The sequence below is a fragment of the Bacillus sp. 1021 genome, assembly GCF_014534735.1.
GTDB classification, from domain to species: domain Bacteria; phylum Bacillota; class Bacilli; order Bacillales; family Bacillaceae; genus Bacillus; species Bacillus siamensis.
In genome coordinates, this window is record NZ_JACVSR010000003.1 from 93305 (window position 1) to 108843 (window position 15539).

A 15539-nucleotide genomic window follows, 5' to 3' on the forward strand; every position below is an offset into this window, starting at 1 on the left:
TTTTTGTTATCAAATCCTGTCGCCAGGTTGCAACCGTATTCATGTGGACATCGTCCCGTTTTTCGCATGTTCTTCCAACGCTTTCGTCTTCCGCTCGATATCGCGGAGAGCGCTGACAATAACTGTGATTGAGTAAATCAAAAGCATGACGCCGGGAACGATTAGCAGAATCGCCGTTCCGATCGGCTGGCTTGCCAAATGTATGACATATCCCGCATACGGAAGCTGATATCCCGTATACTGAGCCACCACGTTTTCAGCTTGAACAGGAGCGGCATCCGGAGCGGCATTATGGTCTCCTTTTGTCTCAAACATCAGGTGCCCGCCCTTTTTTGTGATCCCGATAATTCTGTGTGTTACGGCTGATCCGTCATTTTGTGTAAAAGTGATGACATCGCCTTTTTTTAAATCATTCACGTCAGAAATTTTCTTTACCGCTATGAGCGAACCCGTCTTAAATTCCGGGTCCATTGAACCCGACAGCACGGATTTCAGCGTATAGCCGAAGATGGCCGGCTCACCGCCGGAAGCCCGGGTCGAGATCACCGTTAAAGTCAGCACAATAATCAAACTGAAAATGACGGCATACAAAATATTACTGATCAGTTTCAGCGTTCTTTTCATGTTCTTCCCCGCTTTCTTTTACCGGCTCAGCCGGTTGTTTTTCTGTTTTCTTCTGATCGGAAGCCGTCGCCTTTTCCTGGCATTTGACAAGCTTCATCGGTTTTGACCACTCATACTTTTCATCATTCGCAGGATACCCTTCAGGCTTGTAAACCTTGAATGCGTATATGCCTGGCTGCAGGGCCCGCTTTGACTCAATTTTATAAATCGTTTTGCTTTTTTTATCAGTAATAAGCCCTTTATCCACAACATTTCCGTTTTGCAGAGGCTGTTGCTGAGAGGCGATTTTATGGAGTTCCCATTTCCAGTCAGAAACAGTCCGCTCTTTTCCCCTATTCTCCAGCTCGGCATAGAGTCGAAGCGGCGCACACACGGCGCCCGACGTATCAGTTTGATTTGTTATATGTAAATCACTTTGATCCCAGCGTTCGTCATAACGGCAATTGTCATCTGAATATCGAAAATCTCCGCACGTTTGAACCGGAAGACTGAAGCTTTTCACATCATTAAAGGAGGAACTCGTGTCACCCGTAAACTGAGCACATATCGTCACGGACAGGCAGAAAATGAACGTAAGCCGCAAAAACAGCATTATCCTCCATCTCCCCTTACCCCTTTTCTCCATTCGCCACAATCGGAACATGCCTTACCCCCTGTAAAACTGTTAATAAATATAACAATCGTTCTTTTTAAAGAACTGCACAAACAAAGTATAATCAAGGTTTATCGTCTTGAAAAATGTCAAAAACGGTCAAATTGTTCGTTTTTAAGAATATAATCTTTTAAAAACATCGTTTTGCTCCAAATTACACACCTTTTTGGAATTTTTTCTAATAAAATGTGAGAAAATAATGAAGTGTTCAGAACAAATTGGAAATCATATACAGCGAAAGGACGAAGAATGATGATCAAACAAAGTCTGATTTGCCTTTCTCTTCTTGTTTTCGGGGTTTCAGGAATGGATCAGGCGGAAGCGGCGCCTTACTATGCTGTTCACCATAAATCAAAATGGGAAAAAATCGCGGAAAAAGAAGCTAAAAAAAGATATCCGCTCGCTCAAACGTTATTTATTCAAAAGGTGTGGGACCGTAAAAGAACAGATGAAGCGGTAAAACAATACCACCTGACATTGCGGGAAGGCGCTAAAGAATTTGGTGTGTTTGTTACGATTTCTTTTAATCCCTACAGCCAAAAAGTAAATAAAATTGCCGTCATTGAGGAATACCAATAAAGGCCCTCCTGTATCAGGAGGACCTTCGTGTGTTACACTTTATTTTTTCCGCTGCATCCACAGCTTAAAACTATACGGCAATATTCCGAACCAGTGCTGGGAAGCCGGCACTTTCTTTTCTTTCCGCACTTCTTTTCGCTCTTTCCGTTCCTGTTTCGGCGTATCGAAATATTTAACGAATTGCTCAGTCATATATTTTACATAATCGTTTGTTTTCACGGCTCTCACCTCATATTGCTGTCTTTACTATGAAGTGTTGTCCCGCCGCCTCTTTTTTATACTTCTGTCCATTGAATCAGCTGTTTCTTCTTCTGATTGAACAAAAGGTGAACCTCCCGTCTCGTCCCCGACGCTGTTTCCGCCTGAATTGTAACCTGAACCGCTTCCGGGTTATCGCTTTCGGTGATCTGAAAGGAAACGGTTCCGTACGGAAAACGATGTGTACCGGTTCGGTCCTTTTGTCCCTGTATCACATGACGGCTTGACAGCAGCGCGCCGTTTTGAAGCAGGTTCTCACCGATCCAGTACTCCCCGGCCTCTTTTGCAAAGGTTTTTCGGGTGATGAAATCAGATGAAGTATAGCTGATGACAAGTAAAACCGCGGCAGAAACAAACAGAACCGCTGGATATATAAACCCGTCAGATTTGTACATTTAATCACCTTTTAAAGAGCTGTAAATCGGAATGGCCGCCTGGTTCTTTTTACCTGTAACGTTTGAGATCTCTAATAAAAGCAGGCCGTTTTTCACACCAGCCGTTAAAGATGCCGCATGATGCAGGATCGGCACGTGGCCTTTTCCGTTTACTCTTTTCCTTATCATCGTATGGTAGATTTCAAAACGCACTTCTTCGCCTCCTGTTTTCCGGCAGCTTAATGCCCGTCCGCCGTCCGCCGGCTTTACAGTCTCGGCCTGTTTACATTCATTCATGATCTGCTGAACGGCAATATGATATTCCCGGCTGTCTATTCCGCCGTTATCGTTTTGGCCTGATAAAAACAAATGTAAAACCGGGCTCAGGGTGCTTGATAAGAAGAGACAGACTGCCAAGGAAAACAAAACATTAAGAAGCGTAAAGCCAGTCTGTTTTGAGAATGCTGAGACACATTTCTTTTTCGCCGCGGACAGCCGCACAGACTTTGTAATAATCACCTTCCTCCTTCCACGTCACACCGGGAGACGGCTGCTTTTTTCCGGACATCATATAAGCGCTGATACATTCCTGGAGAAGCTGGCGCGCTTTTTGACGTTCCTCTGTTTTCAGATTATCCGTCAGCATGTCCGTCCAGACCGGAACGATAGAAATCATAAGAAACAGCCAAATGGCCATTGCTGATAGTGTTTCAATAGTAGAGAACCCTTTATTTCCGTTCTGCATGGACATTTCCGCTCCCTAGGTAAACTGTTATTTCATAAGTGACCCCTGCGTGCTTCAATTGAATCTTTCCGCCGGAATTCGGATGGCCTTTTTCATTAAATTCAAGGCTCTCCGGCAAGGTCATAAGTGTAATATGAAGCGAATCAAATGAACGCTCGACAGCCTTTCCGGCTGACTGGAACTTGTATTTATGCTCTTTTGGGAGAAAAATGATTTTTGTTCTTTTATGCTCTGCGACAGCCGTTTCCTGTACAAGCTGAATATCTTTTTGGAGCTGTTCCGTTTTTTGCCGAACGGCCAGATGGGTATAAACCGGCGGAAGCGCCGTGAACAAGACCGTCAGCAGAACGGACGCCAGGCTTAACACAATCAGGCTTTCAAGAAGGGTGAATCCGCTTTCTGTCAGCCTGTTATTGTTCAACTGTAACTTCCCCGCCGCTAATTAAAATCTGTTTTCCATTCGGACAGGCTGTATTCTTTTTAATATATCCCTCTGACTGTAGGTCTTTCATATCCGGCATTTTTCCTTCATGGTCGATTTCGTACGCCGTCACTTGGGCTTTCACCATATTCTGCAGTCCTTCACAGCCTTTATGCTGTATGCTTTGATTATGTTTTGTAACGTTAGGAATCGTTATTAAAAGCAGAATTGAAACGATAAATAACACGATCAGCATTTCAATTAAAGTAAATCCATCTTGGTTTTTCAGACGAAGCACTCCCTTACATTTGGTTCATCATCTGGTACATCGGCATCAGCATTGACATATAGACAATCAGAATCATACCGGCCACAACGCCGTAAATGACAGGCTGGAGAATGCCTGTATACTTCTCCGCGTTTTGTTCAAGGCGCTCCATCATAAACTGACTGTACGTATAAAGCTCGCGATGAAGCCTGCCGTTTGCCTGTCCGTGGCTGACTGCAGCCGCTAGATCTTTTTCATAACACGGATGCCCGGAAAGAGCGGATTCTATTGTCTCACCTGCTTTCAAACGTGTAATGAGCATATCCGCTTCTTCACGATAAAAAGGCAGAAAAGATTGTTCCTTAAAAGCCGTTAAGCTGTCATAGATAGAAAGACCGGATTTCAGAAGACTGCTGAGCTGTAAAGAGAAAAAATAGCTGTTAAAAAGAACGGCTACTTTTCCTATTAAGGGGATTTTCACAACAATAAGCATTTTGTCTTGCGGGGATTTTTTCTTACATAAAAACCAAACGAACAAAAACAAGCTGAGAGCGGCTGACAGCACCAGTGCGCAAGCTTCGTGAAAATGCTGAAAAAACGAAAAAATGAAACTGACGCAACCGGAAGTATTCATATTCATTGATTGATAAATCCCTGAAAATTGCGGGATGATCATACTTTGCAGAATATAAAACATGACAAAGACGGAGCAGATTAAAAACATCGGATACCGGAGCATTTTTTTGACTTGATTCGTCTGCATGAGCTTTCTCTGTAACAATTCGCCGCTTTGTTTCATCGCCCCGGGCAATTCTCCGTGTTTTTCCGCGAAATAGCAGATAGAGACGGCTTCTTTATGAAAAGACAATGCCTCAAGCACTTCGTAAAACGCATCGCCTTCCCTCAGCCGGCGGATTCCGTCCGTCAGCTCTGCAAGCTGGCGTTTATGAAGCTGGAGTTTCAGCAGTCTGAGCCCTTCGATCAGACTGTACCCTTTTTCGGTCATTTCGCCGAGCCTTTTCAAAAAAGCCGCTTGATCCTTCAACGGCCAGGTTCTTTTAATCCGCTTCATGATACACCCACCGATCGTAGTTGTCAGTCGTGACATAGCCGAGCGCGATTCCTTTTCGGATCAGCCTGCGGAGCGTCTGATATTGAAAATTGGCGTGCTCTCCTTTTGCTTCCTGAAAGCATTGGGTGAGATTTTTCCCGTAAAGCAGTTCATAGATTCCCGCACGGCGCGTCTCCCTGTACAGCCAGCAGTACACGGAGCAGTTTTCCGCTTTGCAAAACGGACACGTTAAATCAACCAGACGCTGAGCGGCAATGGCAATAACGGTTTGTTCAATTTCCGTCATGTTCACCCCAAACTCCAGAAGCCTGTATATAGCGCCCTTAGCATCTCTTGTATGCAGGCTTGAAAGAACGAGGTGCCCCGTCATAGCCGCGCGGACTGCGATTTCAGCCGTCTCGGCATCCCTGATTTCCCCTAAGATGATCATATCGGGGTCATGTCTTAAAATCGCTTTTAAACCGGCGGAATATGTGACTCCGGCTTTTTCATTCACCTGAACTTGTAAAACATCTTCATCTCTCGTTTCTACGGGATCTTCAAGCGTGACAATCCGCCGGTTAAAATGACGTTTTGCATAATTGACAAGCGAGTAGAGAGTGGTCGTTTTTCCAGATCCGGTCGGACCGGTAAAAAGAATCAGGCCGTGGGAATGCTTCAGAAAGGACAATAGTGCGGCGCCTGCCCCCGGAAATAAGGACAGTTTATCCAGAGGGGGAATCTGCCGCTTAGGCAAAAGCCTGATGACAAGACTTTCATCATTCATTGTCGGTAAGGTTGACATCCTTAAATGAACGGTTTCGGATGGAAGCGGCAGAGACAATGATCCGTTTTGCGGCTTTCGTCTTTCTCCTATATCCATCGCCGATAAAAACTTAAAATGAGAAATAAGCCTTACGCATTCCTCTTTTTTTAAAACTCTTTTTTTCACAAGAGCATGACCAATGCGAAAATGAATGAAAGCATCCCTTTCACGCGGCACAATGTGTATATCTGAAGCTCTTGCCGTATAGGCCTCGTTTATAATGTTCCTGCTGTATGTTTCAATATTCTCCATAAGACTTCCCTCCTTCCGACACGTATTGTAAATCAAATAGACAAGAGCCGGCAAAAGAGAAATAATGCTTTTTACACAGTGTAAAACGTAAAAAAATCAAAAATCAGCTGTATGATATTGATTTACTGAATGAAATCCGGCACCATTCAGTCATTTTCGGCCGCCAAAAAAGCAGGCATGTGCCTGCTCTCCTTAGCGTTTCTTCTCTTTCCGCAAATATTTCTTTTGATTCTCCCGCAGAATATCCCCTGTCCAGCCCTTCTGCCGCAGATAAATGTAAATCAGCAGGGTGGATACGATAATAAGCACGATGGAACAAATATACGAATATTTCCAATGAAGCTCCGGCATATTATCAAAGTTCATCCCCCAGAGAGCGCCAAGTGCCGTCATCGGTGTAAAGAGAGTTGTAAAGATCGTCAATGCTTTTACAATTTCATTTCCTCTTTGAGAGGTGATGACTTCCTCGGCATGCAGCAGATTGCTCAGCTCCTGATCGAACTCATTGATATATGTAATCCCTCTCTCCATCTTTTGATGAGCCCTGAGGTAATCTTTCTGCCTGTCATTTTTCGGAAGAAACGCTTCTTTTAAAGCCATTTCCACTTTTTTAGCCCCCAGTGTAAGGCCTTTCCAAATGAACAGCTCATGGCGCAGCTTATGCACGTTTTCCAAGATTCCTTTGCTGTTGTCATCATGAATCTGCCATTTGAGCGTCCGCTGCTTGACTTCAAATTCATCCAGTCCGATCAGATAGGAATTCATCAGCTCTCCCAGCAGAACAAAAAAGCCTTCAATCGGATTTTCACAGGTTTGAATCTGCTGTGTGGCATGCTTTTCTTTTACACCGCGCAGCAGCGAAAAATCAAAATTAATCGTAAAAAAGAAGTCTCTCGTAATATAAAAGTGAAATACGGTATGGTTTTTTTCATCATCTAATCCTTGATGATAGATTAAAGATCCGAAAACCGCTTCATTATTTTGATCATTTGTATCTGCACGCAGAAAGTTTATATGATTTTCATGTTCAAACCACTTTTCGCATTGCGGCCAGTGATTGTGGTGGATCATTTTTTTTGCTTCCGCTTTTTCATGCGGACCGAGCTGGTACCAAAACCAGTCCGTCCCCGAATGTATCTTCATCTCTTGTCAGCCTCCAGTTTCGCTTTCTTGTTTTTAATTACCGTAAATGAAGCAGGCTAAACCAGGTTTGATGTTTGAGCAGCTTTCCAGAGTGGTATTATTCCGAAAAAAGGGAGGTGCAAGCCTTCCTTCGCGGAAGGCGTTACATTGTATATCATCAAACTGACTGCCATCGTATTATTTATTTTATTAACGGCGTGTTTTGTCGCCATAGAGTTTTCAATCGTTAAAGCAAGGCGCTCCCGCATCAATCAGCTCATTCAGGATGGTGTGAAAGGGGCAAAAGCAGCCAAGCATGTCATTACACACCTTGATGAATATTTATCGGCATGCCAATTGGGCATCACCGTCACCGCTTTGGGAATCGGCTGGCTTGGTGAACCGACAGTCAAAGCAATGCTTCAGCCGTTATTTTTAAAAACCGGAGTTCACGAAGCGGTTGCCCAAGTACTGTCATTGATCATCGCCTTTCTGCTGGTTACATATGTGAATGTCGTCATCGGCGAACTCGCCCCGAAAAGTTTTGCTATCCAAAAAGCCGAGCGGATTACACTTTTGTCTGCCAGACCAATCATTTTGTTTTATAAGTTAATGTTTCCGTTCATCTGGCTGCTTAACCATTCCGCCCGCCTGATTACAGCCCTGTTCGGCTTGAAGCCGGCTTCAGAACATGAAATGGCTTATACGGAAGAAGAATTGCGGGTGCTGCTTGCCGAAAGCTACCGAAGCGGCATGATTAAAAAAAGCGAGCTGCATTACGTAAATAACATTTTCACATTTGATAAGCGCACTGCGAAAGAAATCATGGTGCCCCGGAATGAAATGGTGAGCCTGCCGTTAGACAGCGGATCAGGACATATGCTCCGCGACATTATCAAAACAAATAAATATACCCGGTATCCTGTCGTAAAGGGAGATAAAGATCATGTTGTCGGCATCATCAATATAAAAGAAGTTTTATTCAGATTCCTGTCTGAAGGGGCATCGTTTACTAAACACGAGCTCAGCCCTTACATTCAGCCGGCCATCCACGTGATTGAGACGATCCCGATTTATCAATTGTTCGTTAAAATGCAGCGGGAACACGCCCATATGGCCATTCTCATTGATGAGTACGGCGGAACCGCGGGATTAGTAACCGTGGAAGACATCATTGAAGAGATCGTCGGCGAGATCCGGGACGAATTTGATACGGATGAGACACCTTCCGTTCAAAAGCTTGGAGACAGCCGTTATCTTCTGAACGCCAAATTGCTGATCAGTGACGTCAATGACGTACTCGGAACTGAGATTACGGCCGATCAAGTCGATACACTCGGGGGCTGGTTCCTTACTCAGCATATTGATGCAAAACCCGGAAGCACCATTGATTTTGAAGGGTACACATTTACAGTAAAAGAAATCGACAGCCATCATATCATTACGATTGAAGCTGACAAAGCTGAATAGCTGAGGGGGGAATCCCTCTCGGCCATTCAGCTTTATATCATCTTAATGATTCTTTTACGACAAAACCGTTTTTTGCCAGCGCCTTCGCCAGACTCTGCTCTGTTTTCACCTGAGAAAAGTCGATGCCGAGCTTCACGACGGTTTGCGCGATTTCCGGCCGAATGCCTGAGATTGTCGTTTCTATGCCAAGAAGTTTTGTGCTGTCAATCACTTTAAAAATTTGATAAGCGACCATCGTATCCACAATCGGCACACCTGATATATCTAGAAATAAATAAGAAAGCCGGAGCGAAGAACATTGGTCAAGCACCGATTCCAAAATCATTTTTGCCCGGTAAGTGTCAATTTCGCCGACAAGCGGCAAAATTCCAATACCGTCGGCAATCGGCATAATCGGCGCACTTAGTTCGTTAATCATTTCTTTTTGGGCGTTTAATTGCGTTATCGTCACTTTATGATATTCCTCTGTAAATACTTCAATCATATGGTCAATTGCTTGGTTCAGCTTCTCTCCCCATGTAAATACCGCATTTGTATCAGGCTTTTCAGACATCGTTTCACTGCATGTCTGTATGCGGTTCCAGACCAATCTCCGGAACTCCTTAAAGCTTGCGACGCTTTCATAGACCGGGACTTCATGCACGGCCCTGTCTCTTGCGAACTGCAGCGCCCACTTTGTCAGCTCCTCTTCTTCGCCGTCTTTCCCCGATAAAATGCCGGCAACGATTTCAATTAACAGGCGGTGCTGCGTTTCCGCTTTCCGCTCATCTGAAGGCCGCCCCGGTTCGTGGATGAGCAGCCATTCACGTATGATTTCGCCTGATTCTTCCATTAATACTTGAGATAATACTTCATTTAAATGTTTCACGGGTTTCCTCCATTCAAATCTGACTTGTATGTATAAACCGGCGCCGGATGCACATACTGTAATTAGCATTCGATGGGCTATAGCCAAGCGGTAAGGCAATGGACTTTGACTCCGTGATCGTTGGTTCGAATCCAGCTAGCCCAGTCCTGGAACCGCAAAAAACGAAGATTAGCTGATAATGTTTGATCAGCGGATCTTCGTTTTTTTCTTATGATACAGATTGATGTACCGTTTTTTTCTTCGTCAGCTTCATCAATTCTCCTGGATTATATCCGACAACAAGCTTTTTGCGATCGATCAGGATCGGACGCCGCAGCAGCTTCGGCTTTTCAATCAAAAGCTTCAGCACTTCATTTACAGTCATTTCTTCAATGTTCAGGTTGAGGTTTTTAAATGTTTGGCTCCTCGTCGCTAATATTTCATCAATTCCTTCGGTTGTTAAGGATAAGATTTGCTTCAATTCATCAATTGACGGTGTCTCCCTGAATAGGTGGCGCTCTTGAAAGTCAATATTGTGGGCTTTTAACCAATGTTTCGTTTTTCGGCATGATGTGCAGCTCGGGTATGAATAAAAAATAAGATCTTTCATTTTTAAAAATTCCTCCCTCGGATTATCCGTCTCTTTGTTAACATAAGTACCCTGAACTTTTTTTCGCTAAACGTATTTCAAAAAGATTTTTCGGATCTTTTTTAGAGAACGGCATAAGATATAAAACACAGGGAAAGACATAAATTCCACAATAAATATAATCATGAAAATGTTTACATTTTAACTGCCGATCTATTATAATAAACTTCAGATAGACTCTCGGGAGGGGATAAGGAATGAATCGCATGTTCCGGGTGTTAGGATTTTGGACGGGGATTTTTGCAGTCATGTTTTTTTTAGGCGGCATGAAAGACGCATCTCTTTTGTTTTTTGGACAGACGATCTTTTTTGTATTTCTTTCTTATTTGAATCTGACTGAGCGGATGTATATTTATATTTTCGGAGCGTACTTAACCGTATTTTTCGCCGGATTTACATATTACTCTATTTTTATTATGACACCGGGCGGCGGAACCCACTGACTGAAAAAGACAGACCGATTACGGTCTGTCTTTTTTCGTTTACAATGAAAATCCATTAATAAACGGATTTCGCTCCTGCTCTGTCTGGATGTCCGTTTCCGCGCCATGACCGCTTAACACAAGTGTATGTCCGGGAAGCGTGAGCAGTTTTTGATGGATGGAATCAAGCAATACGTCCTGATTTCCTCCATGTAAATCCGTCCGGCCGATGCCTCCCTGAAAGAGCACATCGCCTGAAATCACCAAATCAGCGTCCTTCACATAATAAGAAACGCTTCCAGGTGAATGTCCCGGCGTAAACAGCGTCTCCAAATGGAAAGGGCCGATGTCCAATATGCCGTCGCCTTCAATCAGCCGATCGGCGGGCCGTGCCGTGACAGCGATGCCGCGCAATATGCCTGATCCGTTTAAGGAAGAGTCCTCCAGCCACTTTTCTTCATTTTTGTGAAGATATACGGGAACATCCCATCTGTCTCTTACCTCGTCAAGCGCGCCGATATGGTCAAAATGGGCGTGCGTCAGCAAGATCGCAAGCGGCTTCAAATTGTTTTCTTTTATGTAATTGTTGAGTTTGTCCGCTTCCCCGCCCGGATCGAAAATTAGACAAGATTGATCCTCGCTGACGAGAAAATAGGCGTTTGCCTGAATCGGACCGGCCGGCATTCGTCTCCATTTCACTTTTATCACCTCTTTATGTATATGCCCTTATTATGAAGGTTTTCTGCCGAAGATTCAATGAATGCGGCTGGGAAAACACTATCGACAAACAAAATGAAAACGGTTAAAATAAAATGGAAAGATTTTCAGGTTCCAATGACAAAGGGGGAGCATGATGTTACTTGTTGTAATCTTCGGCCTTGTCGCATTATTAGCTGTGTTAGGAGTCCTGCGGGCTGTCAGACAGAGAAATATCCTGGGATTTTTGTTAGCCGCCGCCACACTGGGCGTGTTCGGCTGGTTTACCGTAATGACCGTTGTTACAAGCGGATATCCGACTGCACATTAAAAGCCTGTATCCATTAGGATACAGGCTTATTTTTTATTGCTGCAAATGTTTGCTGACACTTTTGATTTTGCTCTCCAGCGTCGTTTCTTTATCACGCCTGTCATCAATGCGGATATTGGTCGCCACTCTGTGCAGCCCTTTTTGGAACGGGGCTTCGTGGATCTCCTGAATGACCGCGAACAAGTCGCTCAGCTCCCCTTCAATCAAAGTGTTCATCGGTGTGAGCTGAAATTTGATTTTGCCGGCTGCTTTGTAGCCTTCCAAAATCTTTTGCACGTCCGCTACATACTCACTGACGCTCGGTGTTTTTGTTCCGATCGGAATAATTGTCACATCTGCGATTGCCATTTGATTCAAACTCCTTTTTCATTTGTTATGATTGGTTCTGTCAGTCCTGTTTTCAGTGAAATCAGACGATCATACGTAAAGCCGTATAAAGCGTATTCCCCGTTCGGAGAGATCTGAATCGGTTCCATTTCCGTATTGTTAAGCACCGTCCGCTCCCGTTTGTCCCCCAAGTCAAAGCTGATCAGCCTGTATAACCGGCCCTCCGGCTTAAACGTGTAAAACCGCTTGTGGGTCTGATCGTAATCATATTCCATCGGCGCAAAGCTCTCATACTTTTTTTGAAGAGGAAAGCGGTGTGTCACAGATGCCGGCTTTTGGAAAAGGAACTCGCCGTTGCCGTCCGGTTTATCCGTTTGTCTGACGGCAAGCATCATACCCGGGCGGGAATCTGCCCAGATGACATGTTGTAGCACTCTTTTTTCTTTTGCCGTCTCCAGATCATAAGAATATAAAGGGCCCTCTTCCTCCGTTTTTCCTTGCTTAATATATTGAAATTCATCGGAGGACGTCCAATGGACAAAAGGGGCCTGAACGGGACTCATTTTTAAAATGCCGCGTTTCATATCGGCCGTATAGGCTGTGAAGTCCCATGTTTCAGAAAAAACGGTAATCATCATTTGGTACGGGTCATATGGATTCCAAGCCGTCTCCAGCTCATAAGAGTTAAAGGCTTTGTGATAAAGTCTTTTCCCCTGCTTGTTCATGAGCACAAGCTCAGTCTGTCCGCTGTTTGTCACCTGAACGAGAATCAGCTTTTTTTTCAGGCTGATCTTTACATTGACAATATGGCCCTTTGTTTCGCAGAGCGGTTCGGATTTTCCGCTGAAAAGGTCATATTTCATCAGCTGATTATGTGCTGTATACAGAATGGTCCTGTTATCCAGCCATCCTTCCGTTTTCTCCGCTTCATTTTTACTGAGCGGAACGATTTTTTGTTCTGCTGCTTTTGCTGAGACGTCTGTGTCAGGCTGCTGATGAGATGGTTCACAGGCCGCTAAACACAGAACGAACGCGGACAGCAGAACACAACACAAGTATCTCACCAGCCTTCCCCCCATTCTTTTCTATTGTCCCATATTTGTTAATATAAACAAATGAGAAATTTCACAGATGTCTCAAAAAACAAGCGCCCTCCACAATATTCCTTCCGTCGCTTGATAAATATCCGAAAACTGATGAAAAGGCAAAGGATTTTTCCCCTTCCCGAGCTCAACGGTATAGCCCTCTTTTCCGTATTGCTGTATAAACCAATCCCTGAAACCGGCATGGCTGTCAATGGTTTTTACACCTTGATAGCGGTTTCCGCTTATCGCTTCGAACTCCCGGATGACCTCACATGATTGCTCCGGTTCACATCCTTCGTACCCCCAATAAATCTCTTCTCCCTGTGTATGAAGCGCGATCAGCCTGTCAGGCGGCTGCTCCGTTATCAGCCGGTGCATCGCCTGCGCCTCCGGTTCAGTGAGCGGCGCCGTGCCCGGAAAATCACGGTACGAGGGAGCCTTCGGTTTGCGCCTCTGTTCAATCTCCCAATTCGATGGGAAATGTTTATTTAAATCAACGCCGTTTATATTCGCCTTCCATTCGCGGAAATCCGGGCGGTGCTCATTTAATTCATTGAGAAATTCATTTTTTTCTGATAAATCTTCACATCCGTAAAGTACGAGATCCACACCGTCAGGATTTACGAGCGGAACGAATGATAAGGATGTCCGGCTGAATATATCAATAGCGGAAAGTCCGAAAACCGTTTTATTTTCGCATAATGCCGCGCAATATTCTTTGCACCATTTAATCGCAACCGACGTGGTAATCCATTCATTGGCATGAAAAGAGGCGTTTACATGCACGTTTCTCTCGGCCGTATCCGCGCCTATTCTCAGCTCATAGAGCGGTTTTCCCAAAACGGAACTGCCGATTTTACGGCACGTGACAAACGGAAAGACATCCGTTATTTTCTCAATTTCTTCATAAACCGATTGAGAGCCGTACACCTTTTCTTCCTTCACCCATTGATCAGCGGAAAGAATGCTTTCACAGTGCCGGATGTATTGCGAAAGCCCGCTAAGCGTTTCTATCGGACATTCTGGCTGACTGCTCACGAGGAAGCCGGGACAAAATAATTCATCGCTTTCCGCCGTTTTATTGGCGTCTTCCAACAGTTTTTTATCAATTGAAAGCACCTGTGCAACATCTTTCATATGCCGTTTTATTTCAGGTTTGACACGAATTCCCGCCATGTTCATCCCCCTTTTTTAAAACTATATGACAGGGGAGATAAAAAAAGAAAGCCGCCCGCTATATGGGCAGGCAGACTTTCTCTAGCAGTTTTGATATTTAAGCCATTCATTTTTGGCAATCCATGCTCCGCCGATGACTCCGGCGTCATTTCCCAGTGCCGCAATCGAAATATCGGCTGCTTCCGCAGAACGCGGGAACGCGGTGATTTTGAAGGTCTCTTCCACTTTTGACCGCAGTATTTCGCCTGCTTTAGACACGCCTCCGCCGAGCACGATTTTCGTCGGGTTCATGGCGCTTGCCAGATTTCCGAGCACGAGGCCTAAATGTTTTGCGACATAATCAACGACTTCAAGCGCTGTCTTATCCTGCTGTTTTGCCGCATCGAACACGTCACGTGCCGTCAGATCACGCACTTGCAATAGCGAAGAGTCGGAAACCGACGCAAGTTTTTCTTTTGCGATGCGGACGATGCCGGTTGCGGACGCAATCGTTTCGATACAGCCGGATTTTCCGCAGTTGCACGGAGCTCCCCCTTCCGGAATGCTGCAAATATGACCGATTTCTCCGCCGGCCCCGTTTTTACCGTGAACGATTTCGCCGTTGACGATGATGCCTCCGCCGACACCGGTTCCGAGCGTCACCAAAATGACATCTTTGGCTCCGTCACCTGCGCCTTTCCACATTTCTCCGAGCGCCGCGATATTGGCATCGTTTTCAATAACGGCCGGAATACCCGTTTCCGCCTCGAGATGGTCTTTCAAAGGATAGTTTTTCCACCCCATATTAGTCGTCTCATAAACCATCCCCGTCGCTATTTCCACGGGTCCGGGCGCTCCCATGCCGATCCATTTCAAGATTCGTTTCGGCTTGTTCAATTCTTCCAGCTTCTGGTCAAGCGCTTTTGCAATCGTGACCGTTATAGTGTTTCCTGTCTTATCGGTCGGAACCTCCCATTTATGCTGGATTTCACCGTACATATTGATAAAGGCCAGCTTGATAGTTGTTCCGCCAAGATCAATCCCCGCAAACCATGTCTCTTCCATAATGATCTCCTTTTCTTATTAAATCCTGCTGTTGTCTCTTCTTTTGATCCTCTCAGATTCCTGCTGTAGAACTCCGGAGGCCTTCAGCCATATGTCTCTTTCAATCACGTTTGACAAGTACATTTCCTTTAATTCATCTTTCATAAAGTCAATTTCAGCTTGTCTGTCACCGAAATACACGATATGTCCGAATGACTTAAACAGCTGCTGTACGTCATAAAATGAATTCATCTTCTTCACCATTTCTTTTCTTCTCAGTATAAGCGTATTTCATCTCTAAAGCAGGCGTCAAGTAAAAAACAATTGGATAAAATTCACTT

The 15539-nt window shown here is 44.7% G+C and carries 23 protein-coding genes and 1 tRNA gene; 5 read left to right on the forward strand and 19 right to left on the reverse strand.

The window, feature by feature from the left end; translation table 11 throughout:
- Positions 1–39: 39 nt before the first annotated feature.
- A complete protein-coding gene (gene sipW / locus ICW23_RS12075; RefSeq protein WP_049627012.1) occupies positions 40–624 on the reverse strand; it encodes a signal peptidase I SipW in 585 nt (194 codons plus the stop codon).
- Positions 596–1267, reverse strand: coding sequence for an amyloid fiber anchoring/assembly protein TapA (gene tapA / locus ICW23_RS12080; protein WP_029575370.1), 672 nt, complete (start codon positions 1265–1267; stop codon positions 596–598). Before tapA ends, sipW begins: the two co-directional genes overlap by 29 nt.
- Before the next feature lie 258 nt (positions 1268–1525).
- Between tapA and ICW23_RS12085 the strand changes: the two genes are divergently transcribed.
- Positions 1526–1855, forward strand: a complete 330-nt coding sequence (locus ICW23_RS12085; RefSeq protein ID WP_016938972.1) for a DUF3889 domain-containing protein — start codon at positions 1526–1528, stop codon at positions 1853–1855.
- Between the two features lie 39 nt (positions 1856–1894).
- Here the strand turns inward: ICW23_RS12085 and ICW23_RS12090 are convergent, their stop codons facing one another.
- The 9 genes from ICW23_RS12090 to ICW23_RS12130 all read right to left on the reverse strand — a co-directional run bounded on the left by ICW23_RS12090 (position 1895) and on the right by ICW23_RS12130 (position 7193).
- Positions 1895–2074, reverse strand: a complete 180-nt coding sequence (locus ICW23_RS12090) for a YqzE family protein (RefSeq protein ID WP_022552966.1) — start codon at positions 2072–2074, stop codon at positions 1895–1897.
- Positions 2075–2130: 56 nt separating this feature from the next.
- The gene (gene comGG, locus ICW23_RS12095; RefSeq protein WP_188154558.1) at positions 2131–2508 is read right to left on the reverse strand and encodes a competence type IV pilus minor pilin ComGG; all 378 of its coding nucleotides are present in this window, start codon (positions 2506–2508) and stop codon (positions 2131–2133) included.
- Complete coding sequence (gene comGF / locus ICW23_RS12100) at positions 2509–3006, reverse strand: competence type IV pilus minor pilin ComGF (RefSeq protein ID WP_316936475.1); 498 nt, start codon at positions 3004–3006, stop codon at positions 2509–2511. It lies immediately after the preceding gene.
- Entirely contained in the window at positions 2918–3232 is a 315-nt protein-coding gene (gene comGE, locus ICW23_RS12105; RefSeq protein ID WP_099744655.1) for a competence type IV pilus minor pilin ComGE, read from the reverse strand. Before comGE ends, comGF begins: the two co-directional genes overlap by 89 nt.
- Positions 3216–3653 carry a competence type IV pilus minor pilin ComGD gene (gene comGD / locus ICW23_RS12110; protein WP_045926719.1) on the reverse strand — a complete coding sequence of 146 codons (438 nt, stop codon included), beginning with the start codon at positions 3651–3653 and terminating at the stop codon, positions 3216–3218. Before comGD ends, comGE begins: the two co-directional genes overlap by 17 nt.
- Positions 3643–3951, reverse strand: a complete 309-nt coding sequence (gene comGC, locus ICW23_RS12115; RefSeq protein ID WP_016938966.1) for a competence type IV pilus major pilin ComGC — start codon at positions 3949–3951, stop codon at positions 3643–3645. Before comGC ends, comGD begins: the two co-directional genes overlap by 11 nt.
- A gap of 4 nt (positions 3952–3955) precedes the next feature.
- On the reverse strand, positions 3956–4993 hold the full coding sequence (gene comGB / locus ICW23_RS12120) for a competence type IV pilus assembly protein ComGB (protein WP_188154559.1): 1038 nt from the start codon (positions 4991–4993) through the stop codon (positions 3956–3958).
- The gene (comGA, locus tag ICW23_RS12125) at positions 4980–6050 is read right to left on the reverse strand and encodes a competence type IV pilus ATPase ComGA (protein WP_188154560.1); all 1071 of its coding nucleotides are present in this window, start codon (positions 6048–6050) and stop codon (positions 4980–4982) included. Before comGA ends, comGB begins: the two co-directional genes overlap by 14 nt.
- Before the next feature lie 192 nt (positions 6051–6242).
- A complete protein-coding gene (locus ICW23_RS12130; RefSeq protein WP_047475625.1) occupies positions 6243–7193 on the reverse strand; it encodes a magnesium transporter CorA family protein in 951 nt (316 codons plus the stop codon).
- 147 nt (positions 7194–7340) lie between these two features.
- Between ICW23_RS12130 and ICW23_RS12135 the strand changes: the two genes are divergently transcribed.
- Positions 7341–8642, forward strand: coding sequence for a hemolysin family protein (locus ICW23_RS12135; RefSeq protein WP_188154561.1), 1302 nt, complete (start codon positions 7341–7343; stop codon positions 8640–8642).
- Positions 8643–8679: 37 nt separating this feature from the next.
- Here ICW23_RS12135 and ICW23_RS12140 read toward each other — a convergent pair whose 3' ends face one another.
- Positions 8680–9510 carry an STAS domain-containing protein gene (locus ICW23_RS12140; RefSeq protein WP_188154562.1) on the reverse strand — a complete coding sequence of 277 codons (831 nt, stop codon included), beginning with the start codon at positions 9508–9510 and terminating at the stop codon, positions 8680–8682.
- A 73-nt stretch (positions 9511–9583) separates the two neighbouring features.
- Between ICW23_RS12140 and ICW23_RS12145 the strand changes: the two genes are divergently transcribed.
- Positions 9584–9654, forward strand: a tRNA-Gln gene (locus tag ICW23_RS12145).
- A 64-nt stretch (positions 9655–9718) separates the two neighbouring features.
- Here the strand turns inward: ICW23_RS12145 and ICW23_RS12150 are convergent.
- Positions 9719–10099: a Spx/MgsR family RNA polymerase-binding regulatory protein gene (locus ICW23_RS12150; protein WP_016938960.1), complete on the reverse strand. Its 381-nt coding sequence runs from the start codon at positions 10097–10099 to the stop codon at positions 9719–9721.
- A 236-nt stretch (positions 10100–10335) separates the two neighbouring features.
- Here ICW23_RS12150 and ICW23_RS12155 point away from each other — a divergent pair, with 236 nt between their 5' ends.
- Entirely contained in the window at positions 10336–10581 is a 246-nt protein-coding gene (locus ICW23_RS12155) for a DUF2626 domain-containing protein (RefSeq protein ID WP_003153078.1), read from the forward strand.
- A gap of 39 nt (positions 10582–10620) precedes the next feature.
- On the opposite strand, the gene ICW23_RS12160 is transcribed toward ICW23_RS12155, so the two are convergent.
- Positions 10621–11259 (reverse strand): MBL fold metallo-hydrolase, encoded by a 639-nt coding sequence (locus ICW23_RS12160; RefSeq protein WP_016938959.1) that lies wholly within the window; start codon positions 11257–11259, stop codon positions 10621–10623.
- Positions 11260–11413: 154 nt separating this feature from the next.
- Here ICW23_RS12160 and ICW23_RS12165 point away from each other — a divergent pair, with 154 nt between their 5' ends.
- Positions 11414–11587: a DUF2759 domain-containing protein gene (locus ICW23_RS12165; RefSeq protein ID WP_003153076.1), complete on the forward strand. Its 174-nt coding sequence runs from the start codon at positions 11414–11416 to the stop codon at positions 11585–11587.
- Positions 11588–11620: 33 nt separating this feature from the next.
- Here ICW23_RS12165 and ICW23_RS12170 read toward each other — a convergent pair whose 3' ends face one another.
- The 5 genes from ICW23_RS12170 to ICW23_RS12190 form a co-directional block, all read right to left on the reverse strand.
- A complete protein-coding gene (locus ICW23_RS12170; protein WP_045926724.1) occupies positions 11621–11935 on the reverse strand; it encodes an MTH1187 family thiamine-binding protein in 315 nt (104 codons plus the stop codon).
- 5 nt (positions 11936–11940) lie between these two features.
- Positions 11941–12978: a YqgU-like beta propeller domain-containing protein gene (locus tag ICW23_RS12175; RefSeq protein ID WP_016938957.1), complete on the reverse strand. Its 1038-nt coding sequence runs from the start codon at positions 12976–12978 to the stop codon at positions 11941–11943.
- Positions 12979–13050: 72 nt separating this feature from the next.
- Positions 13051–14175: a M14 family metallopeptidase gene (locus ICW23_RS12180; RefSeq protein ID WP_016938956.1), complete on the reverse strand. Its 1125-nt coding sequence runs from the start codon at positions 14173–14175 to the stop codon at positions 13051–13053.
- An 81-nt stretch (positions 14176–14256) separates the two neighbouring features.
- Positions 14257–15219 (reverse strand): glucose kinase GlcK, encoded by a 963-nt coding sequence (gene glcK, locus ICW23_RS12185; RefSeq protein WP_016938955.1) that lies wholly within the window; start codon positions 15217–15219, stop codon positions 14257–14259.
- Between the two features lie 18 nt (positions 15220–15237).
- A complete protein-coding gene (locus ICW23_RS12190) occupies positions 15238–15462 on the reverse strand; it encodes a YqgQ family protein (protein ID WP_045926728.1) in 225 nt (74 codons plus the stop codon).
- Between the last annotated feature and the right edge of the window lie 77 nt (positions 15463–15539).

Coding starts and splice junctions, on each gene's coding strand:
- comGB (WP_188154559.1), bottom strand. CDS start 4,993: ATGAAGCGGATTAAAAGAACCTGGCCGTTGAAGGATCAAGCGGCTTTT.
- ICW23_RS12085 (WP_016938972.1), top strand. CDS start 1,526: ATGATGATCAAACAAAGTCTGATTTGCCTTTCTCTTCTTGTTTTCGGG.
- ICW23_RS12155 (WP_003153078.1), top strand. CDS start 10,336: ATGAATCGCATGTTCCGGGTGTTAGGATTTTGGACGGGGATTTTTGCA.
- ICW23_RS12165 (WP_003153076.1), top strand. CDS start 11,414: ATGTTACTTGTTGTAATCTTCGGCCTTGTCGCATTATTAGCTGTGTTA.
- comGG (WP_188154558.1), bottom strand. CDS start 2,508: ATGTACAAATCTGACGGGTTTATATATCCAGCGGTTCTGTTTGTTTCT.
- ICW23_RS12150 (WP_016938960.1), bottom strand. CDS start 10,099: ATGAAAGATCTTATTTTTTATTCATACCCGAGCTGCACATCATGCCGA.
- comGA (WP_188154560.1), bottom strand. CDS start 6,050: ATGGAGAATATTGAAACATACAGCAGGAACATTATAAACGAGGCCTAT.
- ICW23_RS12180 (WP_016938956.1), bottom strand. CDS start 14,175: ATGGCGGGAATTCGTGTCAAACCTGAAATAAAACGGCATATGAAAGAT.
- ICW23_RS12130 (WP_047475625.1), bottom strand. CDS start 7,193: ATGAAGATACATTCGGGGACGGACTGGTTTTGGTACCAGCTCGGTCCG.
- tapA (WP_029575370.1), bottom strand. CDS start 1,267: ATGTTCCGATTGTGGCGAATGGAGAAAAGGGGTAAGGGGAGATGGAGG.
- ICW23_RS12190 (WP_045926728.1), bottom strand. CDS start 15,462: ATGGTGAAGAAGATGAATTCATTTTATGACGTACAGCAGCTGTTTAAG.
- comGE (WP_099744655.1), bottom strand. CDS start 3,232: ATGCAGAACGGAAATAAAGGGTTCTCTACTATTGAAACACTATCAGCA.
- sipW (WP_049627012.1), bottom strand. CDS start 624: ATGAAAAGAACGCTGAAACTGATCAGTAATATTTTGTATGCCGTCATT.
- glcK (WP_016938955.1), bottom strand. CDS start 15,219: ATGGAAGAGACATGGTTTGCGGGGATTGATCTTGGCGGAACAACTATC.
- ICW23_RS12170 (WP_045926724.1), bottom strand. CDS start 11,935: ATGGCAATCGCAGATGTGACAATTATTCCGATCGGAACAAAAACACCG.